Raw genomic sequence first — 25227 nt, forward strand, 5'->3', positions numbered from 1 at the left:
CGTGGGATTCGTGATTTCTTCGAGAATCGACAGCGCCGCCCTGGCTCGGGCGTCCGGGCCGCTGCTGTTCGTCAACGCGACGATCCACACGCTGGACCCGGCGATCGCCGATCTGGAGGGCGCCGACCTGTTGCTCGCCGGGGACAGGATCGCCGGCGTCGGGGTCGGGCTGCGCACTGCGGCCGGTGACGACGGCGCCACCGTGGTCGACTGCACCGGGCTGAGCGTCGTACCGATCGCGGGGCTCAGCACGCTGGCGCCGGGCAGCCCGGCCACCTTCGCCGTGATCGACGCCGACGGCCGGAACGCCTGGGAGTACGTCATCTGGCGCCCGGAGCACGCCGTGCTGGTGGTGGTCGACGGAAAGCCCCGCGGAACCGGGTCACCGACGACCGTCCCCGACCTCGCCCAGGTGCCTGCGGGCGGGCCGTACATCGGGATGTGGGTCGACGAGTCGGGCTTCCTGCACCAGGAGCTCGCCGCCGACGGCCGCTACGACGAGACCCGCGGCGGGCGCCCGCACGCGTACCAGGGTTCCTTCTGGATCGACGGCGACCGCATCGTCTACCTCGACGACCTGGGGTTCTGGGCGTACGGCGAATTTCTCGGCGGCGTGCTGCACCACGCCGGCTACGTGCTGCACCGCGTACCCGGGGAGCGGTCGTGAGCATGCTCTTCGCCGGCGGGGCCGTCGTCACGATGGACCCGGCCGTGGGTGACCTGCCGAGCGGTGACGTCCTGGTCGACGGCGAGCGGATCGCTGCCGTCGGAGCCGATCTGCGCGACCATCCGCTGGCCAGGGGCGCGGAGATCGTCGACACCGCGGGCAAGATCGTGAGCCCTGGCTTCGTCGACACGCACCGGCACGCCTGGGAGGCGCAGCTGCGGCGCAGCATTCCCGACGTGACGGACCTCGGTGCATACGTCGAACACACGCTCGCCCGCATCGCCCCCGTTTACCGGGAACACGACATGTACGTCGGCACCCGCCGCGCGGCCTTGTCGGCGCTGGATGCGGGCATCACCACGATGCTCGACTTCTCGCACAACTCGCGCAGCGCAGGGCACTCCGATGCCGCTATCCAGGCGCTGGCCGACACCGGCATCCGGGGCGTGCATGCCTCGATGGCCCCGCACTTCGGCGACTGGGACGGGCAGTGGCCACGGGATGTCGGGAGATTGCACGCGGCACATCGTTCGGGACTTGTCACGGTGCGGCTCGCGGCGCTGGCCACCGAGGACATCGCCGGACCGCTGATCGCGTACGGGCCGCAGCTCGCAGCGGTGGCCCGGGACCTGGGCGTCGGGGTCAGCATCGACGCGGTGTTCGGCGCGTCCTCGTCGGCGGCGATCCTGGACTGGGCGCGGGACGGGTTGCTGGGCCCGCACGTCACGCTCATTCACGCCACCGGATTGACCGCGGAGGCGTGGCGGGCCATCGGGGACACCGGCGCGACCATTTCGCTGGCGCCGACCTCCGACGCGCAGATCGGCCTGGGCAACGCGGTGCCGGCCGTGGACGAGGCGCTGGCCGCCGGCGTACGGCCAGGGCTCGGCATCGACGTGGAGGTGGCGCTGGCGAGCGACATGTTCACCCAGATGCGGGCGCTGCACACGATCCAGCGGATGCGAGCGGTCAACGGCGCGTACGGCAGCGGCGCCGTACCGAACCGCATCACCACCCGCGACGTGCTGGACTTCGCGACGCTGCAGGGTGCGCGGACCATCGGGTTGGACGCGGTCACCGGCTCCCTCACGCCGGGCAAGCAGGCGGACCTGCTGGTCGTGGACGCCGGCGAGGTGAACACCATGCCGCTCAACGACGCGGTGGGCACGCTGGTGCTCGGCGCCGATCCGCGCAACGTCGAGACGGTGCTGGTGGCGGGCGTGGTCCGCAAGTCCGGCGGCCGGCTGGTCGGCGTCGACGTGGCGGAGCTGCGCGAGCAGGTTCTCGCCTCCCGCGACGCGATCCTCGCCGCCGCGGCGGCCTCGTGACAGAGCCCGCGGTGGGCGGGTGACGGACCCCGCGGCGGCCTGGTGGTGGAGGCCGCGGTGGGCTGGGTGGTGGAAGCCCGCGGTGGGCTGGTGGAGGCCGCGGTGGGCTGGTGGTGGAGGCCGCGGTGGGCTGGTGGTGGAGGCCGCGGTGGGCTGGTGGTGGAGCCCGGAACCCGTGGCATGGCCACGACCGAACCCGAGCCGGGCGGCGGTGACCTCAGCGGGGCGCCGGTGGCCGCCGGATGGACCGTACGTTCGCGTCCACCGGCTGGCTTTCGGTCGCCACGCGCATGCCGTTGAGGTAGCCGTCCGTCTCCCGCTGCTCGCCGTACTCCGCGAGGCGTTCGCTGAGGATCTGCCATTCCCGTTCGCGGTCCGCTGCGAGTTCCGTGCGTACCTCGTTCAGCAGGTTCCTCATCTGCTCCGCATTCATCGTCTCAGGGTTTTCCGGGGAGATGCTGCTGAGGATCTGGTCGCGCGAGAAGGCGACGAGGACGGCGAGCCAGGCGAGGACGAACACGCCGGTCACCACGACGAGGACCGCGACGCCCTGGTAGTTCGGCGGTGGGCCCGGCACGACGCCCGGGATGCCCGGCGGGGGGCCGGGGCGTTCGGGGAAACCGACGATGAGGGTGAGGACCAGGGCGCCGGTGGCGGCGACCGCGACGGTGAGGCAGGAGACCAGGAGTTTGCTCATCCGGAGGTGCAGCCCGCTCACGGTGGGTCCGTGGCCGGCTTCGGCCCGCGCTGTCATGATGCCGAGCCTACGGATGTCGGGCGCGTGACGCGAATGACAGTCACGCCGTACGGCGGCGGCGGAGCACCTTCCGGTAGGGGTCGATCATCCGATCGAGGACCGTCTCGAGGGCCCGGCGGTCCTCCGCCGGGATCGGGGAGTCGTCGGCGAGCATGCGGGCCAGCTCGTGGACCAGCGGATGCGTCGCCGGCGGCTGCGGCGGTGGGCCACCCACCCGATCCGGGTACGCCGCCAGCACCAGCTCGTTGATGCTCCGGCCGAGCACGGGCGCGATCCGCTCGATGGACCGGATCGTGGGCCGCTGCTCCCCGCTGAGCCAGCGCAACACCACCGACGGATCCATGCCGACGGCGCGGGCGAAGTGGGTGGGCGTGGGGAAGCGGGCGGCCTGAATCGCTTCCTTGAGGTAGCCGCCGAAGCTCATCGGAACAGCATAAGCCGCATGCGACACCGCTCGGCGATTGGTTGAAGGGCAACGTACTGATAGCGTCGTTGGTTGGAAAGCCAACGGACCGGGCCGCCACCCGCCGCTGCACGCCCGAGAGAGAGGTCGTGTCTTCGTGGTGCAGGTAACGATCATCATGCTCGCCCTGGTGGGCTTGGCGGCGATGACCGCTCTGAGGCTGCTGCAGGCTCGTGCGCGGCGGTCGCAGCACGATACGCCACCTGCTGCGACGCGGCCCGACGGGCCGGCCGGCGCGATCGCCGCGACGCGACCGGCACCTCGTCCGCACCTGCCCGCGGTGGCGGCCGCGGCAGGTGCGGGTCCCGCCCCTGTCGTCCGCCCGGCTCCGGCTTGGACGCCCGCGCGACCCGACTCACCCGAACGGGTGAACGCGGCGGAGGCGCCGAGGACTCGGATCAGCCCGGCTGTCCGGCGGGCTGCCGCGAACAGTGGCGCCGGCAAATTCGGCGCCGCCCGGGGGATGAGCGTCGCCCGCCAGCGGTAGGTGGAACGCGGCGTGGGGCCGCCGGTGAGTCAGGCCGGTCGCCCGCGGACGCCAGGCCGCGAGAGCGCCGAATTGTGCGAGAGCGCTGGGCCGCGCAAAGACAGCCGGACCGCAGAGACGCCGAGCCGCGAGAGCCCCCGGCCGCGGAGCCCCCGGGCCGCGGAGATGCCGGGCCGCGAAAGCGCCGGGCCCCGCAGAGACTTCGGGCGGCGCAGAAAGGTCGCCGGGCCGCGCAGCGGCAGGCCGAGCGAGACGCCGGGTCATGCAGAAGACGACGGGTCCTGCGAAAGCGGGGAAGCGTTATTGGTAGGGGCGGAAAGGCGGAAGGCCGGTTCTCGAGTGGAGAACCGGCCTTCCGTGTTTCGTAGCGGGGACAGGATTTGAACCTGCGACCTCTGGGTTATGAGCCCAGCGAGCTACCGAGCTGCTCCACCCCGCGTCGGCCCGGCAACGTTAGCACGGCCGCCCGGACGGCCCGTTCGCCAGGTCCCATCGGAGGGCCGTGCCGAGTCTCGGAAGTGGTCGGACTGACGCCGGAGTCCGGTCGAGCGTCGCGCTGAGGCGGCCAGGGGGCCACACCGGGCCCAGGAGCTCCGGTGTGGCCGGGTGGTCGACAACCGGGCCCGGGAGGCCCGGTGTGGCCGGGTGGTCGACAGCGGGCCCGGCAGGTCAGCGCCTGGGTGATCAACCGCGCTCGAGGCGCAGCGACAACGAACGGACAACGCGGCTCCCGGCCGGGGGCGGGCCGGGAGCCGCGTCGGGTCCAGTGCGGTCAGCAGTACGTGACGCCGCTGCCCTTGCCCCACTTGCAGGAGTCGATGGACTTGCCGGAGGACGTGCGCAGGTACGCCGTGTCGCCGCCGTTGTTCCAGACGTAGCCGGTGCGGTACCAGTAGCGGTGCTTCGAGTCGGGCTTGCCGTTCGTGCCCTTGCCGGTGTGGACGTACATGTACTTGCCCGCGCCGAGGCGGTAGTCGCTGCTGAAGGTGTAGACGTGGCCCGCCTTGTCGCGGACCGTCCAGCCCTTGAGGTTGATGGTGGCCCGGGTCTTGTTGGTCAGGCGTACCCATTCATTGTTGAGGCTGGTGTTGCTGCCGGTGTCCCTGCCCGGGGAGTTGTATTGGATCTTGGAGAACTGGACGTCGCCGGCCTTGACGGACGGGGTGGACGGCTTCGGGGTCGGCTTCGGCGTGGTGGGCTTGGGGGCGGTCGGGGTCTCGCCGCCGCCGCTGCCCGTGCCGTTGCCGACGTTGATCGCGACCGTCTCGGTCTGGCCCTTGAGGAGGTTGTTCTCGGTGTCGGCGTCGATCACGGCGCGGTAGTACTTGGTGCCGCTGCCCTGGCCGGTGAGCGTGGCGCCGTAGATGGCGGCCGGGTCCGAGGTGTAGCCGCTCGCGACGTCGGTCCAGACGCCGCTCGCGCCGCGCTGGATGTGGACGCGCAGGTGCGGCTGGGCCGGGTTGGCCGAGACGTTGACGTTCACGGTGCCGTTCTGCGCGGTCAGCGTCATCGACGGCACGATGCCCATGGCGACCGAGATGCGGCGGGACTCGACGCCGTTGACCTTCACGTAGAAGCGGAAGCCGGAGTCGAGGAGCCGGTTGATCGACCAGGTGCCGGAGCCGCTGGCCTTCGTGGTGACGTAGCCGCCGTTCGCGTAGTCGGGCGACGGGTAGAAGTCGTTGAAGATGTACGCCGACTCGTACAGTTCGACGGTGGCGCCGGCGGTGGCCGTGCCGGTGAGGGTGATCGTTCCGTAGCCCTGACGGCTCGCCGGCGCCGAGATCGTGGGCGCGTCGGCGGCCGCCGCGGGGGCGGCAAGGCCGAGGGCGGCGGCGCAGCCCAGAGCGGCGAACAGGGCCGTCTTGCGTGCACGCATCAGCAGGTTCTCCTTGAGCGGTCGGGTGCGGTCACCGAAGCGTAGTGAGAATGACTGTGCGTAGTCACCCGTACGGACGGTCCTGGTTATTGGCTGGTCGGACGAGCGTGACGGCAACTGAGAGTTACTTTCGGTCACTGCAGCCGGTCGCGGCAGGTAAGGGGTGAATCGGGCTAAGGTGGTGCGGGTCCCAGGGGAGGAGTGCGATGACAGAGCTCGTGTTGCGCGCGGACTGCAGCCGGTGCGCGGGTCTGTGCTGCGTCGCGCCGGCGTTCGCCAAGTCGTCGGATTTCGCCATCGACAAGCCGGCCGGGCGCGCCTGCCCCAACCTCGGTGACGACTTCCGCTGCGGCATTCACGACCGGTTGCCGGAGAAGGGTTTCCCCGGCTGCGTCGTCTTCGACTGCTTCGGCGCCGGGCAGCACGTCACCCAGGTGACGTTCGGCGGCGGCGACTGGCGGCGTACGCCCGGCATCGCCGGCCCGATGTTCGCGGTCCTGCCGGTCATGCGGCAGCTGCACGAGCTTCTCTGGTACGTCACGCAGGCGCTGGAACTGCCCGCTGCGCGCCGGGTGCACCCGCGGCTGCGGGCGGCGTTGGCGGAGACGGTCGAGCTCACCAGGGGTACGCCGGAAGAACTGCTCGCGCTGGACGTGGACGCGCGGCGGGCGAAGGTGAACCCGCTGCTGCAGAAGGCCAGCGAGCTCGCCCGGGCCCAGGCCGGCGGCCGGCGGCCGGATCATCGGGGCGCCAACCTGATCGGCCGCCGGATGCGCGGCGCCGCGTTGCGGGGTGCGAGCCTGCGGGGTGCGCTGCTGATCGGCGCGGACCTGCGCGACGCCGACCTGCGCCTAGCCGACTTCACCGGCGCCGACCTGCGCGGCACGGACCTGCGCGGAGCCGATCTGACCGGGGCCCTGTTCCTCACGCAGTCGCAGCTGACGGCCGCGGTGACCGACGAGACGACGCGGTTGCCTCAGCCCGCGGTGTCCTCGAGCCGGTAGTAGCGGTCGGTGTCGGGCCACAGCGGCGACGGGCTCGGCGCCGCGGAGGCCTGCCGCCGCCGACGGATCAGCCACCAGGCCGCCGTCGCGCCGGCGACCACGACGACGGCGGCCGAGGCCAGGGCCGCCCATAGCCACCAGGCGGGACCACTCTTCACCGGGGTGAGCGCCTGGGCCGGCGCCGGCTCCGCAATGGTCACGGTGGGCAGCGGCCCGGTCTGGACGCCCACCCCCTCCGCGTCCGCCGGGAGCTGGAGGATCCACCCGGGCAGGATCGCTTCCGGCTTGGTCAGCCGCAGGCCGTCGGGTTGGAGCCGGCCCCGGTTGAGGGCGAAGATCTCGTCGTTGCGGTCGCCGGAGCCGAGGAAGCGCTGGGCGATCTCGAACAGGAACTCCGGCTCGCCGTTGAACTGGTTGCGCACCACGTAGTACTTCACGGACGCGGCGGCCGGTTCCGCCGAGGGCGAGGGCGCGGCATGAGCCGCCGCAGCCGCCGGGACGGCGGCGGCCGGGACCCCGGCCGCCGCGAGGGCGGTGAGCAGCAGGGCGGGGAGCAGGCGGCGAAGCATCGACCGTCCTTGATGGGAGGTGGCTGATGAGGCGAGCGTACGGTCGCCCCGGCCGCGCCGGCCTGCTTTCTTCCCGGACGCACCAGCGAAACGCGCCCGTGCGCACCAACCCCTAGGATGGAGCCCGTCGATCGGCCGAGACCTGGAGCGTGCCGTCATGCAGGTGCCGGGGCTCGTCTGGACGTTGACCGTGGCCGGGATCGTCGGCCTGGTCCTCTTCGACTTCTACTTCCACGTCCGCCGCGCGCACATCCCGTCGCTGCGCGAGGCCACGGTCTGGTCATCGGTGTACGTCGGCATCGCCGTCGTCTTCGGGCTCGGCGTCCTGCTGTTCGGCGGCCGAGACATGGGCGCCGAGTACTTCGCCGGCTGGGTGACGGAGAAGGCGCTGTCGGTCGACAACCTTTTCGTCTTCCTCATCCTGCTGGGCAGCTTCAAGGTGCCGCGCGCCGACCAGCAGAAGGTGCTGCTCTTCGGCATCGTCGTCTCGCTGGTCGCCCGTACCGGTTTCATCTTCCTCGGCGCGGCGCTGATCAACTCGTTCGCCTGGGTCTTCTACCTGTTCGGGCTGGTCCTGCTGATCACGGCCGGCAACCTGCTGCGCCCGGATCAGAGCGAGGGACGCTCGGCCGACAACGTCGTCATCCGGCTGGCGAGGCGGTTCCTGCGGACGTCCGACGAGTACGACGGTGACAAGCTCTTCACCGTGCGCGACGGCCGCCGCGTCATGACGCCGATGCTGCTCGTCATGGTGGCCCTCGGCGGCACCGACATCCTGTTCGCGCTCGACTCCATCCCGGCGATCTTCGGCCTCACCCAGAGCGTGTACCTGGTCTTCACGGCGACGGCGTTCTCCCTGCTGGGGCTGCGGCAGCTCTACTTCCTGCTGGACGGGCTGCTCGACCGGCTCATCTACCTGTCGTACGGGCTCGCGGCGATCCTGGCCTTCATCGGCGTGAAGCTGGTCCTGCACGCGCTGCACGAGAACAACGTGCCGTTCATCAACGATGGCGAGCCCGTCGAAGTGGTGGAGATCAGCACGGTGGTATCGCTGGGCGTGATCATCGGGGTCCTGGTCGTCACCGTCATCGTGTCGCTGCTGAGCCCGAAGGGCCGGGCACAGACGTACGTGGCCGCGGCGCGCCGGCATGCCCTCGAGTATCTCGACATCGAGACGGATCCGGCGTACTGCGACGAGATCTTCCACAAGCTCGCGGTCGAGGAGGAGCACATCAGAGGGCTGCCGGAGAAGTACCGGGCCCGGATCCGTCAGGAGCAGGACCTGATGAACCTGCTCCAGCGCACGCACCGGCTGCACGAGGAGCGGGTGGCGGCCGGGGTCTGCTTCGTGCCCGCGACCGTGGGCACCGCCTAGCGGCGCGGGCCCTGGGTGGTGCCGGGCTCGCGCTCCGGGCGGCGCACGGTCGCCTTGCCCTTCGCGGAGTTCGCCGTGAATCGGGCGCTTGCGCGGCGGACGCGTTCCGCGCGCGCCGACAGGTCCCGTGTGGGCTGGTCCGAGCGGTCCACCTCCTCGGCGCCGGACACGAGGTTGGCCACGCGGGCGGCCAGCTCGGCGGCACGTGTCGCCAGGTCGGGGTAGGCCTGGTGGGCGGCCTCCTCGGCCGCGGCGGCCTGCTGGGCTCGGGCCTCATCCGCGGCCAGGCCGGGCCGGCGACCCGGCAGGCGCACCGTCCCGGCGGAGTCGGCCGCATGCCGCGCGGCCGGCTCGGAAACGGCGGCCGGCGGCGGGAAAGCGGCCGGCTCGGAAACGGCGGCCGGCGGCGGGAAAGCGGCCCGTTCGGAAACGGCGGCCGGCGGCGGGAAAGCGGCCGGCTCGGGAACGGCGGCCGGCGACCACCCAGCCGGCGACGGCGCGGTGGTCGCGGCAGGCCGGTCGGCGGCGGCGATGTCGGAGGCCGGGGTGAGGCCCGCGGCCAGTGCCGGGTCCACGTACAGGTCGGCGACCTGGTCGGGCTCGGCGGGCGTTGCCGGGCGGGGCACCGGGAGCGCGCCGAGCAGCGAGACCGTCTGGCCGTCGCCGCCGTGCAGGCTGGTGAATTCCGGGCCGATCAGCAGGCGCGACAGCATCCGGGCCTGCGGGATGGACAGGCCGAGCTTCTCCGCGTTGTCGACGCGGAAGCGGGCGATCGCGTGCCGGATGACGTTCGCGAGGCGGTCGGCTTCGCGGACCTCGGTCACGTCGCCGCCGGCGAAGACCAGGGCGGGGAAGGAGCCGTCCGCGCCGCCGCAGACGAGCTGGACCTGGGTGGCCACCGCGGGGCGGCCGGGGGTGCGGGAGCCGGGCTGCACGCGCAGGTGCTGCGGGTAGAGCCAGCGCAGCTCGCCGGAGGTGATCTCGAGGTCGTCGGGGGAGTCGGAGGAGGTGTGGGCGTACTCGATGCGGCGGTCGGTGACGAGGACCTCGGTCGACTCCGGAAGCGTCCATCGGGGGAGCGAGGCCGCTTCGTCGAAGGCGTACTCCGCGACGGCGCAGCGTCCGCGCCAGAGCTCACGCTCGCCGCCCTGCAGGGGCCCGAAGATGTCGGGCGCGGGGTGTGCGGCCGCGGGCTGGTGGGCCGGGAAGGTCGGTTCCAGCATGCCCTCGATTAGATCGAGACCCGGGCGGCCCGACAAGTCGTGGAACTGTCAAATTGCCGCATGCCTCAACGACGGCCTGCGCGTGCTGAATCGGTTGAACTATCGGCTCACGCGAGCCGTACTCGGATTCAGGGCCGTGCGCCGAACAACCCCTCCGGCGGGGGCGGGGACGCCACGGCGTCGGCGTCCGTGGCCGGTCGGCGGCCGCCGGTGAATCGATCCAGGTCGGTCTCCACCCGTCCCGGGAACCAGTCGCCGGCCGTGCGCCGGCTCAGCTCGGCGACCGGGGGCGGGGTCCGCCCGGCGAGCACGACCAGGTTGCCGAAGCGGCGGCCGCGCAGGACGGCGGCGTCGGCGACGAGGCAGGCCTGCGGCAGCGCGGACCGGATCGTCGCGACCTGGGTCCGTGCGTACGCCAGCGGCGGCCCGTCCGCGACGTTCGCGATCAGCCACCCGGCCGGGGCGAGCACCCGCGCCACCTCCCGCGCGAACTCGGCGGACGCCAGGTGGGCCGGGGTGCGCGCGCCCGCGAACACGTCGACGATCACGATGTCGTACCCGGCGTCGCGCATGCCCGTGACGGCCTCGCGCGCGTCGCCGACGCGTACCCGGATCTTGGCTTTGGGGTCCCACGGCAGCGCGGCGCGCACCAGCTCGACCAGCGGGCCGTCGATCTCGACCACCCGCTGCGGCGAGCCAGGCCGGGTCGCCGCGAGGTAGCGGGGCAGCGTCAGCGCGCCGCCGCCGAGGTGCAGCACCCGCAGCGGCGCGCCCGGCGGCGCGATCAGGTCGATCGCCGCGGCCATCCGGCGGATGTACTCGAACTCGAGGTGCGTGGGGTCGGTCAGGTCGACGTGCGACTGCGGGGCGCCGTCGAGCAGCAGCGTCCAGCCGTCCGGGCGGTCGGGGTCGGGCGCGAGCTCGGCGACCCCCGAGCCGACCGTCTCGACCCGCCGCTCACCCCGCCTGCGCTGCGCCACGGCTGCACAGTATGCCGGTTGCGGTTGGGGAGCACGGCTGCCGGAATGCGACGGACGCGGCTCGAGTGGCCGACGACGGTGGATGTGACGGCTACGGACTTCCTGCCCGCTGACCCGTTGCTGCATCTGCTGCGCCGCGCCACGTACGGTCCGACCCCGGCCTCGACCGCCGAGATCCGCCGCCTCGGGGCGGGCGCGTGGCTGGAGCGGCAGCTCAAGCCCGCCTCGATCGCCGACCCCGTCGCCGACGACCTGGTCGCGCGTCTGCCGCTGAGCCGGCTCAGCGTCGGCAGCGTGCGCTCGAAGGTCCGCGCCGGCGCGTTCAAGATGTACGGCTGGGAGCCCATGTTCGAGCTGGGCTACGCCGCCGTGGCCCGCGCGGTGTGGAGCGAGCGGCAGCTCCTCGAGGTGATGGTCGACTTCTGGTCGAACCACCTCAACGTGGCGAACCCCTCCGGCGACGTGTGGGACAGCCGCCCCGACTACGACCGCAGCGTGATCCGGCCGTACGCGCTGGGCCGCTTCGCCGACATGCTGAAGGCGAGCGCGAGGCACCCGGCGATGCTGACGTACCTGGACAATCGCTTCTCCACCCGCGCCGCGCCGAACGAGAACTACGGCCGTGAGCTGCTGGAGCTGCACACGGTCGGGCTCGGCTACACCGAGGCGGACGTCAAGGGCGCCGCCCGGCTGTTCACCGGCATGACGGTCAGCTGGGACACCGGCCGCTACCGGTACGACGCCGGCCGGCACGCCACCGGTGCGGTGAAGGTGATGGGTTTCCGCCACGCGAACACGACCGCGTCCGGGGGCCAGTCCGCCGCGATGGCCCTGCTCGAACATCTCGCGCTGCACCCGGCGACGGCGAAGCGGATCGCCAGGAAGCTGTGCGTACGCTTCGTGGCCGACGAGCCGCCCGCCACGCTGGTGACCAGGCTCGCCAAGGTCTACCTCGACAACCGCACCGCGATCGCCCCGGTGCTGCGCGCGCTGTTCACCTCGCCGGAGTTCGCCGCGTCGGTGGGTGCGAAGACGCGGACCCCGTACGAGGACATCGTCGCCACGGTCCGCACCCTCGGGTACGCGCCGGAGAAGTCCGGCACGAAGGCGCTGCAGGCGCTGTACTGGATCACCGAGGCGGCCGGGCAGGCGCCGATGGCGTGGACCCCGCCGAACGGCTACCCGGACGTGGCGAGCGCCTGGGCCTCGCCGTCGGGCCAGGTCACCCGCTGGAACGCGCACCTGAACATCACCGCGGGATGGTGGCCGAACACGCTGCAACGGCCGGAGTCCATCGTGAAGGCCTTCGCCGGCGACACCCTGCCGGCCACGTACGGCGCCCTCGTCGACGCCGTCGCCACCCGCCTGCTGGGGCGCACGCCGGCCGCCGAGCACACCACCGCGCTCGCCGCCTTCTACGGCAAGAAGCCCGCCAGTCCGCTCAAGGCGAGCGACGCCGCGGCGGGGTGGGCGTTCCCGTACCTGCCCGCGCTGCTGCTCAACTCTCCCTACTTCGCGCTGAGGTGACCGTGACGACGACGACCGAGAACTGCGGCTGCCCGGTCAGCCGGCGCAAGCTCCTGGCGGCGGGCGCGGCCGGGGTCTTCGCGGGCCTCGCCGGTGAGCAGCTCAGCACCCAGCTGGCGTTCGCGTCCCCGGCGTACGCGGGAGATGTCTTCGTCCTGCTCTCGCTGCGCGGCGGCTTCGACGGGCTGTCCGCGGTCGTGCCGGCCGGGGACGCCGCGTACTACGCCGCCCGGCCCGGGATCGCGGTGCCGAAGCGGCAGCTCATCGGCGGTGACGCGTACTTCGGGCTGAACCCCGCGCTGGCGCCGCTGCTGCCGTACTGGAAGGCCGGAACGCTGGGCGCGGTGCAGGCCGTGGGGCAGCCCGCGCCGAACCGCTCGCACTTCTCCGCGATGGAGGAGCTGGAGCGGGCGGCGCCGGGCACGTCGATCCGTACGGGCTGGCTGGACCGCATGATGGGCGGGCTCGGCGCGGCCGGCGCGTTCGACGCCGTGTCGATGGGCAGCTCGATGCCGGCCCGGGTGCTCGCCGGTCCGGCCCCCGACCTGGGGCTGCACGCCGTCGACTCGTTCGTGCTCAACGGCGAGGACAAGAACCGCCCGATGGCGGCCACCATGGCGGCCCTGTACGCCGGGGCCCCGCCGGCCCTCGCCGCCACCACGGCGATGACCACGTCCGCGCTGGCCACCACGGCGAAGCTGAAGGCCGCCGGGTACACCCCCGCGAACGGCGCCGCGTACCCGGACACCGAGCTCGGCAAGGCGCTGAAGGACGTGGCCCGGCTGATCAAGGCGGACGTGGGCCTGACGAGCGCATGCGTCGACTCCGGCGACTGGGACATGCACGAGAACCTCGGCACCGCCGTGCCCGGCAAGCGCATGTACGACCACCTCAACGCCCTCGCCTCGGCGCTCGCCGCGTTCGCCCGCGACCTCGGCCCCGCCGGCCTGGGCCGGGTCACGCTGGTCACGATCAGTGAGTTCGGCCGCCGGGTCGCGCAGAACGGCTCCGGCGGCCTGGACCACGGCTACGGCAACGCCATGCTCGTGCTCGGCGGTGGCGTCCGCGGCGGCAAGGTGCACGGCAAGTGGCCGGGCCTCGCCGCGAACCGGCTGGTCGACGGCGACCTGGCCGTGACCACCGACTACCGGGCGGTGATCGGTGAGATCCTGCGCGGGCGCTGCGGTGTCACGGACGTGTCGAAGGTGTTCCCGGGAGTGCGGCCGTCCACGCTGGGGCTGGTGAAGACGCGGTAGGAGCGGTGCGCCGCACGGCGAAGCGCGCGTACGTGAAGCCGTCGTCGCGGTGGATCGACAGCGAGTCGCACAACTGCTGGATGAGCCACAATCCCATGCCGCCGACGGTCGTCGGGTCGGGCAGCAGATAGCCGGCCAGCGGCTGCGGTGAGCCGGGGCCGTCGTCGACGATCTCGCCGACCACCGCGTCGGACAACACCCAGATGCGCAGCTCCCGGCGTTCGCCGCCGTGCCGGATCCCGTTGGTGGCCAGCTCGCTGACCGCGAGGGCCAGCAGCTCCGCGCGGTCGGCCGGGAGCCAGCCCTCGTCCGCCGCGCGCCGGCGGACCGCGGCGCGCAGCTCCGCCACCGTCTCGGCGATGGGCAGAGCGACGAGCGGGTCGCCCGAGACCGGCCAGGGCGGTTCGCGCGTGAGAGTGAGGACCTGCTCGGGGGATTCGTACCCGGCGCTGTCGCGCCAGTCGCCGTCGTGCAGGCGGGGGTGGGTGCGTCCGGCGGCGGCCAGGACGGCCGTCGGCAGGTGGGAGCGATCGTACGGGCACAGCAGATGACCGTGGAGCTCGGCGAGGCTCCGGTTGAGTGCCGCCTCGAACCGTACCCACGAGTCGGGCCGGTCGGCGTACGGGATCTCCCCGATGAGCCGCGTGTACGGCCGGCCGTCCTCGGCCGCGGACCGCAGGATGCTCGCCCAGCCCGCGATCGTGCGTACGGGGCGCACGTACCACTCGTCGGCGGGCAGGAAGCGGACGGCCTTGGCGTCGTCCGCCAGGGTGTCGCGCAGGAGGCCGAGCCGGCTCGGGGGAGCGGCCACCGCGACCGCCTCGCCGCGCTCCAGACCGTCCCGGACGAATCCGGACAAAGTAGAGGCGTAGGTGGCGTCGCCGTCATAGAGGAACGCGGAGTGGGTGAAAACCACCTGGTCACCTCCGAGCACCGCTGATCGACCACGGTAACACTGCCGGGATCCCGGCCGGGCAGCCGATGGCCGCCGGAGCACCGCTGCGGGTGAAAGCCGGGGCTCGGAAACGTGAAACGCGCCTGCGGCTCCGGCGCCGCGGTCCACACTGGGCGCGATCGACGAATGCGGAGGTGAGTGGTGTCGGGTACGGGCAGCGCACTGGCCGAGATCATCGGCGACGGGCCGGGGCGGGCGTCCGGGCCGCCGGCCACCGCCGACATGACGGCGATCCTCGCGGCCGCCCAGCACCGGTCCGGCCCGCCGCTGAAGATCCGGCGGCAGGAGTCGGACGAGGGCCCGGCCTACTGGCGCTGGGACTGCGGAAACTGCGGTGAGTACGGCGGCGGCCGGCACCACTCGGACGCCATGAGCCGCGCGATGCGGCACTGCGCGGAGCACCCGGAACACCGCTCGTCGCTGCTCCCGCCGGCGCGCTGCCGGGAACGGGACCACCGGCTGGCCGTGCACCCGATGCTGTTCGCCCTCGACGACGACCCGGGGCCCCCGCCGCTCGCCGTCTGAGCGGACGGGCGAGCCGTCCTGAGGCGAGCCGGCGGGGCCGGGTCACGCGGTCACTGCTGGGTGTCGCCCTGACCGGTACGCGCCTGCGCCTGGTCGACGCCCTTGTCGATCTGGTCCGAGTACTTGTTGCCGGTGCGCTGGTCGACCTGGTCACCGGCCTTGTCGATGCCCTGGTCGACCTGCTCGTCGTGCTTGTCGGCGAAGTCCTTGGCCTTGTCCAGGAAGCTCATGGCGTCGTCCTCTCCTCGGTGTTCGCCATTGAGCTTCCCGGGCAGGGGCGGGGGAAACCTCAGGGCCGGGTGTCGCCGTCGCCCGTACGCTTCTGCGCCTCGTCCACGCCGCGGTCGATCTGCGAGGTGTACTTGTGCCCGGTGCGCTTGTCGACCTCGTCGCCGAGCTTCTCCAGCACCTGGTCGACCTGCTCGTCGTGCTTGTCGGCGAACTCCTTGGCCTTGTCCAGGAAACTCATCGGGATCTCCTCGCGCTCAGCACCTCGGCCACCCGCGCCACCCGCGGGTCCTCCCCGATATTCTCCAACGCCGTGCGCAGCGGCATCCGCCAGTTGGGGTACTCGTCCGTGGTGCCGGGCAGGTTGGGCTGGTCGAGCTCGCCCAGCACGTCATAGAGCGAGGCCGTGACGAAGCGGGACGGCGTACGGGCCAGGAACTCGTGCATCGCGACGACGATCTCCTCGGGCGTGCTCTCCGCCGTGATCAGCCCCTCCTCGGTGAGGCGGGCCAGCAGCTGCGCACGATCCTTGTCCGCATTCGCGCGTTCCTGCTCGACCGGGCCGGCGAGCTGGCCGAGCTCGGCGCGGACCTTCACCTGCTCGCCGGCGAGGAAGCCCGCCGCGGTCGGCAGGTCGTGAGTGGAGATCGTCGCCAGCGCGTTGCGCTTGTACCGCGCCGCGGGCAGGTAGCCCTCGTCCGGGTCGTCCTCGTAGTCGCGGGTGAACCACAGCACCGCCGAGCCGAGCATGTTCATGTCCTCGAGCGTCTCGGTGACCACCGGGAGCACGGTGCCGAGGTCCTCGCCGACCACCACCGCGCCGGCCCGTCCGGCCTCCAGCGCGAGGATGCCGAGCATCGCGTCGGGGTCGTAGTGCACGTACGTGCCCTCGGCGGGTCCCATGCCCGGCGGCACCCACCAGAGCCGCCACAGCCCGGCCACGTGGTCCACGCGCAGGCCGCCCGCGTGCCGGAAGATGCGCCGCAGCATGTCGCGGTACGCCGCGTACCCGGTGGCGATGAGCTGGTCGGGCCGCCACGCCGCGAGCCCCCAGTCCTGTCCGAGCTGGTTGAACGCGTCCGGTGGCGCGCCCGCGTGCACGCCGGCGGCCAGCACGTCCTGCAGCAGCCAGCCGTCCGCGCCGCTCGGGTCGATGCCGACGGCGAGGTCGTGCACGATGCCGACGGGCATGCCGTGCGCCCGGGCCGCCTCGTTGGCGGCGTCGAGCTGGGCGTTGAGCAGGTCCTGCAGCCAGACGTGGAAGGCGACCCGCTCGCTCTTGCGGGCCTCCTGAGCCTGCGGCGTGTCGGGCCGGCGCAGCTCCTCGGGCCAGTCGTGCCAGTTGGGGCCGTGCTCCTCGGCCAGCGCGCAGAAGGTGGCGAAGTCCGTCAGGCCCGGGTCGGCGTCCACGTCGATCTCGCCGGCCAGCGGCCAGAGCAGCTCCAGGGCCGCCCGCTTGGCCTCCCACACCGCGCTGTAGTCGATCAGACCGTCCGCGGTGGGACCCGGCCGCAACGCGTCGACCCGCGCCTGGAGCTCCGCGCCGGCCCGCCGGTACGCGTCGGTGTCGGCCACCCGCAGGTACAGCGGGTTGGCGAAGCGCCGGCTCGACGGCGAGTACGGCGACGTCTGCACGGGCGTGGTGGGCGTGATGGCGTGCAGCGGGTTCAGCAGGATCAGGTCGGCGCCGTGGCTGTGCTCGACCAACGTCCGCAGGTCGCCGAGGTCGCCCATGCCCCAGGAGGCGGCGGAGTGCAGCGCGTACAGCTGGATCATCCAGCCCCAGGCCTCGGGCGGCTCGGGCAGGCGCCGGGGCACGACGACCAGCGTGACCTCCTGGTCGCCCACGCTCAGCCGGTGCCAGCCCAGCGGCAGGTCCGCGGTGATCCCGGTGACCTCGAGCGTGGTGCCGTCCTCCTGGACGACGCGGCCGGGTCCGGGCAGCGGCCGGGTCTCCCCCTGCCGCACCACGATCGTGCCGGGCAGCCGCTGCTGCTCCTCGGCGGCCCGGATGGCGGCGAGCTCGCGCTTGATCGACGCCGGGGAGGACGCGTCGACGCCGAGCAGGGCGAGCACCCCGATCACCGACTCGGACGAGACGTCCCTGCGCTCGCGGTGCCAGTCCTCGTACCAGGTCGCGACCCCGTGCGCCTCGGCCAGCGCGGTCAGCTCAGCGTCCAACTTCGCCCCCTATCTGAAGTTCCTGCTGCATACCCTGCCCTGTCCCGGCTATGCCGGGGTACCCACCCGGCCGGTCTTGCGGAGATCCGCCAGACTGGGTGCCATGTCTTCTGCAGCGAAGTGGTGGGCCCGGTTGAGCGCGGCAGTGACGGGCGTGGCCCTGACGCTCGTGGTGCCCGTGCACGCCTGGGCCGCGAGCAAGGGCGTCGACGGGGTCGTCGTCGAGGCGGCGAAGTACCGCCGCCGGCGCAGCGGCTTCGGCTTCTTCCCGATCTTCGGCGGGCTGTGCTGCCTGCTCGTGGTCGGCGGCATCATCCTGGCGATCGTCTTGATTTCACGGAACCGCAAACGCCGCTGAGGGGCCGCCCCTACCGTCGAGGGGTGAGATTGCGGGCAAGCGTCGTCGCGCTGGGCGTGGGGATCGCCGCTGTCTGCACCGTGCCGCTGGTCGTCTCGATGACCGCGGACGCTTCCACCGACGTGCTGCTCTCCCGGACGCATCCGGTGCTGGCCTCCAGCGCCAAGGACGCCAGGCGTACGGGGGCGAAGGCCGTCGACGGCGACGTCACGACCCGCTGGACCAGCTCGACCGCGGCCGGCACCCAGTGGCTGCGCCTCGACCTGGGCCGTACGCAGGCGGTCACCCGCGTACGGCTGAACTGGGACAGGGCGTACGCGCGGGCGTACCGTCTGCAGCTCTCCGCGAACGGCGCCACCTGGACCGACATCTACCGCACGCGAGCCGGCAACGGCGGCGCCGACGATGTCAAACGCCTGCGCGGCTCGGGGCGCTACCTGCGTCTGCTGGCCACGCAGCGCGCCTGGGCCTCGGGATATTCGTTGTTCGAGATGCAGGTCTACGGTCCCGGCCCGGCCAGCCGGGTGGCGCCGACGACGGCCCCGCCCACGGTGCCTCCGGCGGCCAAGGGCCTCGCCGACCCGGCCAAGAAGGAGCTCGCGTTCGAGCTCGTCTCCAGCGCGGAGAACTCCACGCTGAACTGGCGGGGCCAGTTCGGCTACATCGAGGACATCAAGGACGGGCGCGGCTACACCGGCGGCATCATCGGCTTCTGCTCCGGCACCTCGGACATGCTCGCCGTGGTCACCGAGTACACCCGGCGCTCCCCGCAGAACAGGCTCGCGAAGTACCTGCCCGCCCTGCGGGCCGTCGACGGCTCCGCCTCGCACGCGGGCCTCGACCCCGGCTTCCCGGCCGCGTGGAAGGCGGCCGCGGCCGACCCCGTCTTCCAGAAGACGCAGGAGGACGCGCGGGACAGTATGTACTTCGACCCGTCGGTCACCCTCGCCACCTCGGACGGCCTGCGTGCGCTCGGGCAGTTCGCGTACTACGACGCCGCGGTCATGCACGGTATGTCGGGGCTGCGCAGCATCCGCTCGGCGGCCTTGCGGGTCGCGAAGACCCCGAAGCAGGGCGGCGACGAGACGGTCTGGCTGAGCGCGTTCCTGGACGCCCGGGTCGCGGAGATGCGTACGGAGGAAGCGCACAGCGACGTCAGCCGGGTGGAGACGGCCCAGCGGGTCTTCCTGCGCGCCGGCAACCTCGACCTGAACGCCCCGCTCACCTGGCACGTGTACGGCGACCGCTTCGCGGTGGCGTGACACGAGCGGCCGGCGGCCCTTGCGGGGCCACCGGCCGCTGAGGGCCCGGTCGGTCAGGCCTTCGTCCACTTCTGGTTGCTGGTGCCGCCGCAGTCCCAGAGCTGGAGCTGCGCGCCGTTGGCGCTGTTCCAGTCCTTGATGTCGACGCACTTGTTGGCGGAGACGTTCACCAGGTCGCTGGCCGCCGAGAGGGTGAACCGCTGCACCGGGTTGCCGTTGCAGGTGACGAGCTGGATCGGGGTGCCGTTGGTCAGCGCGCCGCCGGCCGGGTCCATGCACTTGCCCATCGCCTGCAGCGTGCCGTTGCTCTGCGGGGCCCACTTCTGGGCGTTGCTGCCGTTGCAGTCGTACATCTGCAGCCGGGCGCCGTCGACCGGGTTGGCCCCCGGGATGTCGATGCAGCGGCCGCTGAAGTTCGACTTGAGCATGGTGGCGCCGGTGGCCGGCGGGGGCGTGCCGCCGTCGTTGTTCCAGGCCGACACGCGTACGTAGTCGACGAGCATGGTCTGCGGGAACTGGGTGGTGCCGTCCGGGTAGCCCGGCCAGTAGCCGCCGACCGCCACGTTCAAAATCATGAAGAAGTTGTGGTCGAACACCCACTGGTCGCCGCCGAGGTTGGACGGCGTGACCCGGAAGTATTCCGAGCCGTCCAGGTACCAGACGATGAGGTTGGGCGACCAGTCCACCCGGTAGTTGTGGAAGCCGTCGGCCAGCGCGGAGCCGAGGGTGCGGTTGCCGCCGATGCCCTCCGCGCCCGAGTAGCCGGGGCCGTGCACGGTGCCGTACACGGTGTTCGGGGCCTTGCCGACGTTCTCCATGATGTCGATCTCGCCGGTGTTGGGCCAGCTGTTGCCGCCCAGCATCCAGAACGCCGGCCAGATGCCCTGACCTCGCGGGATCTTGATGCTGGCCTCGAAGCGGCCGTACGTCTGCGAGAACTTGTCCGCCGTCAGGATGCGGCCGGACGTGTACTGGCACGTGCCGTAGTGGCACTGGTAGCCGGCCGGGTTCTCCTTGCGCGCGGTGATCGCGAGGTGGCCCTGCCCGTCCATCGAGACGTTGCTGGTCGAATTGGTGTAATACTGCCGCTCGTCGTTGCCCCAGCCGCTGCCGCCGATGTCGAACTTCCACTTGGCGGGGTCCACCGACGAGCCGGCGGGGCCGTTGAACTCGTCGGACCAGGTGATACCGCCGATGGCGGCATCAGCCGTGTCGTTGCGGGAGGCGGCGAGGAGGCCGCCCGAGACGGTGACAGCGACTACCGCCGCCGCCAGAAGAGCTCTTGCTGCGCGCATGGGGATGTGCCTCCGGGGGAAGAGGTTTGTAACACTCTTAGCAGTCTTTACAAATCGACTGCTGCCAGTCAAGGGAGATCAGTTCCGGAACTCCCGATAACCGGTTTTTCCCCGGAGGTTTCCCCTCAGAGCTTCTTGAAGAGGTTCGGAAGGGCGGTCGGCTCCCAGCCGGGCAGCGAGGTGTGGGCCTCCAGCACCTCGTAGTCCTTGCCCTTGAAGGTGACGATCTGACCGGCGACGTAGTCCGTGAACGGCTTCCAGGCCTGCTTGGCCGGCTTCGACGGGGGCGGCGTCGTGGGCGGAGCGGTCGTCGTGGGCGCGGCCGTCGGTTCCGTGGTCGGCGGGGTGGTCGGCGGCGTCGTCGGCTCCTCGGTGGGAGGAGCGGTCGGTTCGGTGGTCGGCGGGGCCGTGGGCTCTTCGGTCGGGGGCGCCGACGGGTCGGCCGTGCCGGTCACACTCACCGCGTCGACCACCATGCGGGCCGGCAGCTCCGCGCGGCGGGCGTCGGTCACCGCGAGGCTCAGCGCGATGCTGAACGGCTGGTCTGTCCCGCCGGGGACCCGCATTTGGCGCACTGCGCTGCCGTCGACGGAGAAGGTGACGGTGTCGGGCGTCCAGGAGACCGCGTACGTGTGGAAGCCGTCGGCGACCGGCTCGGCGAGCAGGTCGATCGCGCCGCCGCCACGACCGCCCGCGGTGATCACCTCGAACGCGGGCTTGATCCCCTCGCCGGCGGGCACCTGGATGCGGGCCGAGACCTCGCCGGACTCCCGGCGGAACGTCGACCGGGACACCAGCCGGGCCGAGGTGAGCCCGCTGCGGCGGCTCTCCCGCGCGGTCAGCAGCAGGTTGCCCTCGCCGTCCAGGCGCGCGTTGCGGGTGCTCTGGCTGAACTGCACGCCCGCGTCGGAGCGGCTCGTGTCCAGCACCCACTTCTGCGGGTCGACGGTGCTGCCCGCCGGGCCGCCGAAGTCGTCGGAGAAGCTGTCCAGCGACGCGCGGAAGCCCTCCAGGTTGCGGCGCTGGCCGGTGCTGCCGCCGCGGTCGCGCTCCGACGCGTCGGCGCTGTCGCTCCGGGTCGGCAGCCAGATCGCGGTGGCCAGGCCGGCGGTCGCGACGGCGAGCGTGACGACGAGTCGGGGGCGCAGCCACGCGGGCTGCTGCTGCGCGCTGTGTCGCGGCACGGGAAAACCTCCGGGGGAGCGGTGGCGTGATGCTGATGCGTCAGCAGAGACCTAAGAAGATCTAAGGGCAAACGTCAAGAGTGAACTCGGGCAATTAAAAAAAGATTCAGGTTTTAGCCGGGCAGGCGGCTCGAGATGCGTACGGCCGTCCCTTCGGGTCCGCTTTTGATCACGAATGTGTCGGTGAGCTCCCGGACGAGATAAAGGCCCCACCCGCCGGGCTGGTCCGGCGCGGGTTTCTCCCGCGGCAGCGGTCCGGCGCCGGCGCCGCGGTCGGCGACCTCGCACGTCACCGCGTACGCCTCGCACCACAGGGTGAGGTGACCGGTTCCGCCGCCGTGGCGCACCGCATTGGTCAGCAACTCGTTCACAGCCACGACGAAATCGTCGAGCCGGTCGCCGGTGAGCCCGGCACCGCCTGCCTCGGCCGCGACGGCGTGCCGCAGCGCTGCGACCCGGCTGCGGTCGAACGTCTCCGAGATGAGCAAGTGCGTACCGATGTCTTCAGACGGTAGGCGACCCCTGATCATTCCGCTCGGTGAGTAGGGTCAGCCCATGGCGGAATCGAGCGGGCTGCAGACGCCGCTCTGGCGGGCGATCGCGGTGTACCGCATCGCCGCCCTGGTGTACGTGACCATCCTCGTGGTGCAGAACGTCAGCGTGTACGAGCGCCCGGTGTTCGCCTGGCCGGTGCTCGCGCTGACCGCGGGATGGACCGTCTTCACGACGTACGCGTACGCCGTACCGGCCCGGCGCCGGCCGCCGCTGCTCGTCGCCGACCTGATCGTCACCATGGCGGTGATGGCGTCCAGCGCCTGGATCGTCGGGGCCGCCGCGCTCAAGGACGGCAAGCCCACCCTCGCGGTCGCCTGGCACGTCGCGCCGGTCATCGCCTGGGCCGTGGCCGGCGGCCGCCGCTGGGGTATCGCCGCGGCGCTGGCCATGGGCGCCACGGACCTCGTCGTGCGCAACCACTACGACCAGGCGGCGTACACGGGCACGGTGCTCATGCTGCTCGCCGCGCTCGCCGTCGGCTACCTCGTGGGGATCGCCGAGGTGTCCCAGAAGCGGCTGGAACGCGCGATCCAGATGGAGGCCGCCACCCGCGAGCGCGAACGCCTCGCGCGCGACATCCACGACTCCGTGCTGCAGGTCCTCGCCCTCGTCAAGCGGCGCGGCGCCGGCCTCGACGGGGAGGCCGGGGAGCTCGCCCGCCTCGCCGGGGAGCAGGAGGCGGCGCTGCGCACGCTCGTCACGGGACGCAGCGCGGCGCCCGTGGACGCCAACGCGGAGGTCGACCTGATGACGTTGCTGGAGCCGTACGCGTCATCGACCGTGTCGGTCGCGGCACCCGCGGAGGCGGTCCGCCTGCCCGGACGCGTCGCGACCGAGATCGCGGCCGCGGTCGCGGCCGCCCTGGACAACGTCACCCGGCACTGCGACCCCGGCACCAAGGTCTGGGTGCTCGTCGAGGACGAGCCCGGCTCGGTCACCGTCAGCGTCCGCGACGACGGCTGCGGCATCCCGCCCGACCGGCTCACCGAGGCCGAGCAGCAGGGCCGGCTCGGGGTGGCCCAGTCGATCCGCGGCCGCGTCGCCGACCTGGGCGGCACGGTGACGATCACCTCGGCGCCCGGCGAGGGCACGGAGGTCGAGCTCCGCGTCCCCCGGCCCTCGATAGGCTGAGCCCGTGGCAGTCAAGGTGATGGTGGTCGACGACCACCCGATGTGGCGCGACGGCGTGGCGCGGGACCTCGCCGCGGCCGGGTACGACGTCGTCGCGACGACCGGGGAGGGCCGCCAGGCCGTGCGCATCGCCGGGGCCGCCCGCCCCGACGTGGTCGTGCTGGACCTGCAGCTGCCCGACATCTCCGGGGTCGAGGTGATCACCGGGCTGCTCGCCGCGCTGCCCTCGGTCCGGGTGCTCATGCTCTCCGCCAGCGGGGAGCAGCAGAGCGTGCTCGACGCGGTCAAGGCCGGCGCGTCCGGATACCTGCTCAAGTCGGCCGGCCAGGCGGAGTTCCTGGAGGCCGTGGGGCGTACGGCGGCCGGCGACACGGTGTTCACGCCGGGGCTCGCGGGGCTGGTGCTCGGGGAGTTCCGGCGGCTGGCCGTCGAGCCCGCCGCCGGGGACGACGGCATGACCCCGAAGCTGACCGAGCGCGAGACCGAGGTGCTGCGGCTCGTGGCCAAGGGGCTGTCGTACCGGCAGATCGCCGAGCGGCTCGTGCTGAGCCACCGGACCGTGCAGAACCACGTCCAGAACACGCTGGGCAAGCTGCAGCTGCACAACCGCGTCGAGCTGACCCGGTACGCGATCGAGAAGGGCCTCGACTAGCAACACCCCGGCAGTCGTGGCTGCCGGGGTGTCATCCGCGAGTCAGTGGTAGTTCGGGGCGTTGGTCTCGTGCATGGCCGCCTCCTCCGCCGAGGCGCCGCCACCGGCCGCCCCCGCGTCGTAGGCGACGCTGTCCGGCTCGTCGTCGGTGCCGAAGCCTTCGTCCGGCTCCACCAGGCGGCCCACCGGCTCCGGGCCGGCGTCGTCGAGCTGGCCGTCGTCGTAGAGGGAGACCGGCGAGTTCGGGTCCGACGTCGGGCTCTGGCCCCACACGTCCGCGTCCAGCTGCCGCTGCTCCGGGTCGTCGACCGTCTCGTCGTACGGGTCGCGCCGCGGCGGCAGCGGGTCCTCCGCGCCGACGTCCGGCTGCTCCTGGCGGAGCCGGTAGTCGAGCGATTCGCCCTCGCGCTGCTCCTCGGCGGTGTTGCCGTAGCGGTTCGCGCCGCCCGGGCCCACCCCCGCGAGCGCGGCCGGGTCGGGGCCGTCCGCCCACCGGCCGCTGTCCACCTCGTCGTACGCGTTGGAATCGTCGTCCGCCGTCTCGGGCAGGCCGGACGCCTCCGGATCGGAGACCTCGGTCGGGAAGTCGTCGTCTCGCATACCGTGCCGATTACCCGCGGGAGTGCCCCGCCATGCCTGTGCCGCGCAGATCTCCGGCCGGCTCCTCCTCGGCCGTGAGCGCGGCCCACACCACCTTGCCGCCGGTCACGGGCAGGCAGCCCCAGCTGCTGGCCACCGAGTCGATGAGCAGCAGGCCGCGGCCGCCGTACGAGGTCACCGGCACCGGCTCGCCGGAGAACCGCGGCACGTCGGGGGAGCGGTCGCGCACCGCCACGGTCATCGTCCCGCCGTGCAGCCCGAGCAGGACGACCATGTCCGTGTGCGCGTGTGCCACCACGTTGTTGACCATCTCGGTGATGACGATGCACGCGGGGCCCGCCAGGTCGGGAAGCTCCCAGCGGCCGCACGCCTCCGTGACGAGCTCCCGGGAGCGCCGCGCGGCGCCGACGACCGGTTCCAGCGGGGCGTTGAGGAAGTGGTCCGGCGACGGCTCGCCGAGGGCGGCGAACGCGTCCTCGAGCGTCGGCCAGGTGGGCAGGCCGGCCCCGTGCCAGGGCCGGGCGTCCTCACCGGCGCACAGCGCGACGGGTGCTCCGGGCCAGTCGGCGCCGGCGCGGGCCACGTCGCCGAGCACGGTCGCCGCCTCGGGCGCGCCGAGGGACAGCTCGCGGACGTCGGCGACCAGCGCCTCCGGTTGCGCGGCCAGCACGTCGAGCAGCGCGGACCGTACGGCGGGAACGGAGTCGGCGTCGAGCACCCCGGTGAGCCGGACGACCGGGTAGGTCAGCCCGCTGTCGACCCGGTGTCGGACCTCGCTCGGCATGA

Annotated in this window: 26 protein-coding genes and 1 tRNA gene; 11 read left to right on the plus strand and 16 right to left on the minus strand. The window is 72.4% G+C overall.

The annotated features are described in order from the left end of the window. Positions 1 to 10 precede the first annotated feature (10 nt). Complete coding sequence (locus tag AB0K03_RS28665; RefSeq protein WP_364690815.1) at positions 11 to 667, plus strand: Atu4866 domain-containing protein; 657 nt, start codon at positions 11 to 13, stop codon at positions 665 to 667. A 2-nt stretch (positions 668 to 669) separates the two neighbouring features. Continuing rightward, positions 670 to 1995 (plus strand): amidohydrolase family protein, encoded by a 1326-nt coding sequence (locus tag AB0K03_RS28670; RefSeq protein ID WP_364691037.1) that lies wholly within the window; start codon positions 670 to 672, stop codon positions 1993 to 1995. A gap of 217 nt (positions 1996 to 2212) precedes the next feature. On the opposite strand, the gene AB0K03_RS28675 is transcribed toward AB0K03_RS28670, so the two are convergent. The 4 genes from AB0K03_RS28675 to AB0K03_RS28690 all read right to left on the minus strand — a co-directional run bounded on the left by AB0K03_RS28675 (position 2213) and on the right by AB0K03_RS28690 (position 5581). Next, positions 2213 to 2749 carry a hypothetical protein gene (locus AB0K03_RS28675; protein ID WP_364690818.1) on the minus strand — a complete coding sequence of 179 codons (537 nt, stop codon included), beginning with the start codon at positions 2747 to 2749 and terminating at the stop codon, positions 2213 to 2215. 43 nt (positions 2750 to 2792) lie between these two features. Next, the gene (locus AB0K03_RS28680; protein ID WP_249611148.1) at positions 2793 to 3176 is read right to left on the minus strand and encodes a helix-turn-helix domain-containing protein; all 384 of its coding nucleotides are present in this window, start codon (positions 3174 to 3176) and stop codon (positions 2793 to 2795) included. Positions 3177 to 4067: 891 nt separating this feature from the next. After that, a tRNA-Met gene (locus tag AB0K03_RS28685) sits at positions 4068 to 4141 on the minus strand. A gap of 333 nt (positions 4142 to 4474) precedes the next feature. Beyond that, on the minus strand, positions 4475 to 5581 hold the full coding sequence (locus AB0K03_RS28690) for a lamin tail domain-containing protein (RefSeq protein ID WP_364690821.1): 1107 nt from the start codon (positions 5579 to 5581) through the stop codon (positions 4475 to 4477). A 206-nt stretch (positions 5582 to 5787) separates the two neighbouring features. On the opposite strand from AB0K03_RS28690, the gene AB0K03_RS28695 reads away from it, so the two are divergent. Beyond that, positions 5788 to 6585: a pentapeptide repeat-containing protein gene (locus AB0K03_RS28695; RefSeq protein WP_364690824.1), complete on the plus strand. Its 798-nt coding sequence runs from the start codon at positions 5788 to 5790 to the stop codon at positions 6583 to 6585. On the opposite strand, the gene AB0K03_RS28700 is transcribed toward AB0K03_RS28695, so the two are convergent. Next, complete coding sequence (locus AB0K03_RS28700; protein WP_364690827.1) at positions 6558 to 7154, minus strand: hypothetical protein; 597 nt, start codon at positions 7152 to 7154, stop codon at positions 6558 to 6560. The genes AB0K03_RS28695 and AB0K03_RS28700 overlap by 28 nt on opposite strands. Before the next feature lie 157 nt (positions 7155 to 7311). Between AB0K03_RS28700 and AB0K03_RS28705 the strand changes: the two genes are divergently transcribed. Further along, on the plus strand, positions 7312 to 8529 hold the full coding sequence (locus AB0K03_RS28705) for a TerC family protein (RefSeq protein WP_364690829.1): 1218 nt from the start codon (positions 7312 to 7314) through the stop codon (positions 8527 to 8529). Here AB0K03_RS28705 and AB0K03_RS28710 read toward each other — a convergent pair. Next, positions 8526 to 9752, minus strand: a complete 1227-nt coding sequence (locus tag AB0K03_RS28710; RefSeq protein ID WP_364690832.1) for a translation initiation factor 2 — start codon at positions 9750 to 9752, stop codon at positions 8526 to 8528. The two genes, AB0K03_RS28705 and AB0K03_RS28710, sit on opposite strands and share 4 nt — an antisense overlap. Positions 9753 to 9880: 128 nt before the next feature. Beyond that, positions 9881 to 10732, minus strand: coding sequence for a fused MFS/spermidine synthase (locus tag AB0K03_RS28715; RefSeq protein WP_364690835.1), 852 nt, complete (start codon positions 10730 to 10732; stop codon positions 9881 to 9883). A 45-nt stretch (positions 10733 to 10777) separates the two neighbouring features. Between AB0K03_RS28715 and AB0K03_RS28720 the strand changes: the two genes are divergently transcribed. Both AB0K03_RS28720 and AB0K03_RS28725 read left to right on the plus strand, forming a co-directional pair. Then, positions 10778 to 12259: a DUF1800 domain-containing protein gene (locus tag AB0K03_RS28720; protein ID WP_364690837.1), complete on the plus strand. Its 1482-nt coding sequence runs from the start codon at positions 10778 to 10780 to the stop codon at positions 12257 to 12259. A gap of 2 nt (positions 12260 to 12261) precedes the next feature. Then, positions 12262 to 13515, plus strand: coding sequence for a DUF1501 domain-containing protein (locus AB0K03_RS28725; RefSeq protein ID WP_364690840.1), 1254 nt, complete (start codon positions 12262 to 12264; stop codon positions 13513 to 13515). On the opposite strand, the gene AB0K03_RS28730 is transcribed toward AB0K03_RS28725, so the two are convergent. After that, a complete protein-coding gene (locus tag AB0K03_RS28730; RefSeq protein ID WP_364690843.1) occupies positions 13448 to 14431 on the minus strand; it encodes an anti-sigma factor RsbA family regulatory protein in 984 nt (327 codons plus the stop codon). The genes AB0K03_RS28725 and AB0K03_RS28730 overlap by 68 nt on opposite strands. A 180-nt stretch (positions 14432 to 14611) precedes the next feature. Here AB0K03_RS28730 and AB0K03_RS28735 point away from each other — a divergent pair, with 180 nt between their 5' ends. After that, a complete protein-coding gene (locus AB0K03_RS28735; RefSeq protein ID WP_364690846.1) occupies positions 14612 to 14995 on the plus strand; it encodes a hypothetical protein in 384 nt (127 codons plus the stop codon). Positions 14996 to 15045: 50 nt separating this feature from the next. On the opposite strand, the gene AB0K03_RS28740 is transcribed toward AB0K03_RS28735, so the two are convergent. The 3 genes from AB0K03_RS28740 to malQ are packed head-to-tail and all read right to left on the minus strand — an operon-like array spanning position 15046 to position 17404. Beyond that, positions 15046 to 15225: an antitoxin gene (locus AB0K03_RS28740; protein ID WP_364690849.1), complete on the minus strand. Its 180-nt coding sequence runs from the start codon at positions 15223 to 15225 to the stop codon at positions 15046 to 15048. A 59-nt stretch (positions 15226 to 15284) separates the two neighbouring features. Continuing rightward, the gene (locus AB0K03_RS28745) at positions 15285 to 15464 is read right to left on the minus strand and encodes an antitoxin (RefSeq protein ID WP_364690852.1); all 180 of its coding nucleotides are present in this window, start codon (positions 15462 to 15464) and stop codon (positions 15285 to 15287) included. After that, positions 15461 to 17404 carry a 4-alpha-glucanotransferase gene (gene malQ, locus AB0K03_RS28750; protein WP_364690854.1) on the minus strand — a complete coding sequence of 648 codons (1944 nt, stop codon included), beginning with the start codon at positions 17402 to 17404 and terminating at the stop codon, positions 15461 to 15463. Before malQ ends, AB0K03_RS28745 begins: the two co-directional genes overlap by 4 nt. 103 nt (positions 17405 to 17507) lie before the next feature. Between malQ and AB0K03_RS28755 the strand changes: the two genes are divergently transcribed. Beyond that, positions 17508 to 17762, plus strand: coding sequence for a hypothetical protein (locus AB0K03_RS28755; RefSeq protein WP_364690857.1), 255 nt, complete (start codon positions 17508 to 17510; stop codon positions 17760 to 17762). 23 nt (positions 17763 to 17785) lie between these two features. Continuing rightward, complete coding sequence (locus tag AB0K03_RS28760) at positions 17786 to 19024, plus strand: chitosanase (protein ID WP_364690860.1); 1239 nt, start codon at positions 17786 to 17788, stop codon at positions 19022 to 19024. A 53-nt stretch (positions 19025 to 19077) separates the two neighbouring features. On the opposite strand, the gene AB0K03_RS28765 is transcribed toward AB0K03_RS28760, so the two are convergent. From AB0K03_RS28765 to AB0K03_RS28775, 3 genes are all read right to left on the minus strand, one after another. Next, the gene (locus AB0K03_RS28765) at positions 19078 to 20319 is read right to left on the minus strand and encodes a family 16 glycosylhydrolase (RefSeq protein ID WP_364690863.1); all 1242 of its coding nucleotides are present in this window, start codon (positions 20317 to 20319) and stop codon (positions 19078 to 19080) included. Positions 20320 to 20444: 125 nt separating this feature from the next. Further along, positions 20445 to 21503, minus strand: coding sequence for a carbohydrate-binding protein (locus AB0K03_RS28770; protein ID WP_364690866.1), 1059 nt, complete (start codon positions 21501 to 21503; stop codon positions 20445 to 20447). 113 nt (positions 21504 to 21616) lie between these two features. Beyond that, complete coding sequence (locus AB0K03_RS28775) at positions 21617 to 22033, minus strand: ATP-binding protein (RefSeq protein ID WP_364690868.1); 417 nt, start codon at positions 22031 to 22033, stop codon at positions 21617 to 21619. A 25-nt stretch (positions 22034 to 22058) separates the two neighbouring features. Here AB0K03_RS28775 and AB0K03_RS28780 point away from each other — a divergent pair, with 25 nt between their 5' ends. Continuing rightward, entirely contained in the window at positions 22059 to 23189 is a 1131-nt protein-coding gene (locus AB0K03_RS28780; RefSeq protein ID WP_364690871.1) for a MacS family sensor histidine kinase, read from the plus strand. 19 nt (positions 23190 to 23208) lie between these two features. Beyond that, the gene (locus tag AB0K03_RS28785; protein ID WP_364691040.1) at positions 23209 to 23841 is read left to right on the plus strand and encodes a response regulator transcription factor; all 633 of its coding nucleotides are present in this window, start codon (positions 23209 to 23211) and stop codon (positions 23839 to 23841) included. Between the two features lie 42 nt (positions 23842 to 23883). Here the strand turns inward: AB0K03_RS28785 and AB0K03_RS28790 are convergent, their stop codons facing one another. Together AB0K03_RS28790 and AB0K03_RS28795 are read right to left on the minus strand one after the other, a co-directional pair. Beyond that, positions 23884 to 24441: a DUF5709 domain-containing protein gene (locus tag AB0K03_RS28790; protein WP_364690874.1), complete on the minus strand. Its 558-nt coding sequence runs from the start codon at positions 24439 to 24441 to the stop codon at positions 23884 to 23886. A 10-nt stretch (positions 24442 to 24451) separates the two neighbouring features. Then, on the minus strand, positions 24452 to 25225 hold the full coding sequence (locus AB0K03_RS28795; RefSeq protein ID WP_364690877.1) for an ATP-binding protein: 774 nt from the start codon (positions 25223 to 25225) through the stop codon (positions 24452 to 24454). Positions 25226 to 25227: the final 2 nt, after the last annotated feature.

The organism is Actinoplanes sp. NPDC049316 (genome assembly GCF_040677315.1).
Classification (GTDB): domain Bacteria; phylum Actinomycetota; class Actinomycetes; order Mycobacteriales; family Micromonosporaceae; genus Actinoplanes.

Excerpts from the sequence above, each read along its gene's own strand:
- AB0K03_RS28670 (WP_364691037.1), top strand. The coding sequence starts at position 670 with ATGCTCTTCGCCGGCGGGGCCGTCGTCACGATGGACCCGGCCGTGGGT.
- AB0K03_RS28675 (WP_364690818.1), bottom strand. The coding sequence starts at position 2,749 with ATGACAGCGCGGGCCGAAGCCGGCCACGGACCCACCGTGAGCGGGCTG.
- AB0K03_RS28680 (WP_249611148.1), bottom strand. The coding sequence starts at position 3,176 with ATGAGCTTCGGCGGCTACCTCAAGGAAGCGATTCAGGCCGCCCGCTTC.
- AB0K03_RS28690 (WP_364690821.1), bottom strand. The coding sequence starts at position 5,581 with ATGCGTGCACGCAAGACGGCCCTGTTCGCCGCTCTGGGCTGCGCCGCC.
- AB0K03_RS28695 (WP_364690824.1), top strand. The coding sequence starts at position 5,788 with ATGACAGAGCTCGTGTTGCGCGCGGACTGCAGCCGGTGCGCGGGTCTG.
- AB0K03_RS28700 (WP_364690827.1), bottom strand. The coding sequence starts at position 7,154 with ATGCTTCGCCGCCTGCTCCCCGCCCTGCTGCTCACCGCCCTCGCGGCG.
- AB0K03_RS28705 (WP_364690829.1), top strand. The coding sequence starts at position 7,312 with ATGCAGGTGCCGGGGCTCGTCTGGACGTTGACCGTGGCCGGGATCGTC.
- AB0K03_RS28710 (WP_364690832.1), bottom strand. The coding sequence starts at position 9,752 with ATGCTGGAACCGACCTTCCCGGCCCACCAGCCCGCGGCCGCACACCCC.
- AB0K03_RS28720 (WP_364690837.1), top strand. The coding sequence starts at position 10,778 with ATGCGACGGACGCGGCTCGAGTGGCCGACGACGGTGGATGTGACGGCT.
- AB0K03_RS28740 (WP_364690849.1), bottom strand. The coding sequence starts at position 15,225 with ATGAGCTTCCTGGACAAGGCCAAGGACTTCGCCGACAAGCACGACGAG.
- AB0K03_RS28745 (WP_364690852.1), bottom strand. The coding sequence starts at position 15,464 with ATGAGTTTCCTGGACAAGGCCAAGGAGTTCGCCGACAAGCACGACGAG.
- AB0K03_RS28755 (WP_364690857.1), top strand. The coding sequence starts at position 17,508 with ATGTCTTCTGCAGCGAAGTGGTGGGCCCGGTTGAGCGCGGCAGTGACG.
- AB0K03_RS28765 (WP_364690863.1), bottom strand. The coding sequence starts at position 20,319 with ATGCGCGCAGCAAGAGCTCTTCTGGCGGCGGCGGTAGTCGCTGTCACC.
- AB0K03_RS28775 (WP_364690868.1), bottom strand. The coding sequence starts at position 22,033 with ATGATCAGGGGTCGCCTACCGTCTGAAGACATCGGTACGCACTTGCTC.
- AB0K03_RS28780 (WP_364690871.1), top strand. The coding sequence starts at position 22,059 with ATGGCGGAATCGAGCGGGCTGCAGACGCCGCTCTGGCGGGCGATCGCG.
- AB0K03_RS28785 (WP_364691040.1), top strand. The coding sequence starts at position 23,209 with ATGGTGGTCGACGACCACCCGATGTGGCGCGACGGCGTGGCGCGGGAC.
- AB0K03_RS28790 (WP_364690874.1), bottom strand. The coding sequence starts at position 24,441 with ATGCGAGACGACGACTTCCCGACCGAGGTCTCCGATCCGGAGGCGTCC.
- AB0K03_RS28795 (WP_364690877.1), bottom strand. The coding sequence starts at position 25,225 with ATGCCGAGCGAGGTCCGACACCGGGTCGACAGCGGGCTGACCTACCCG.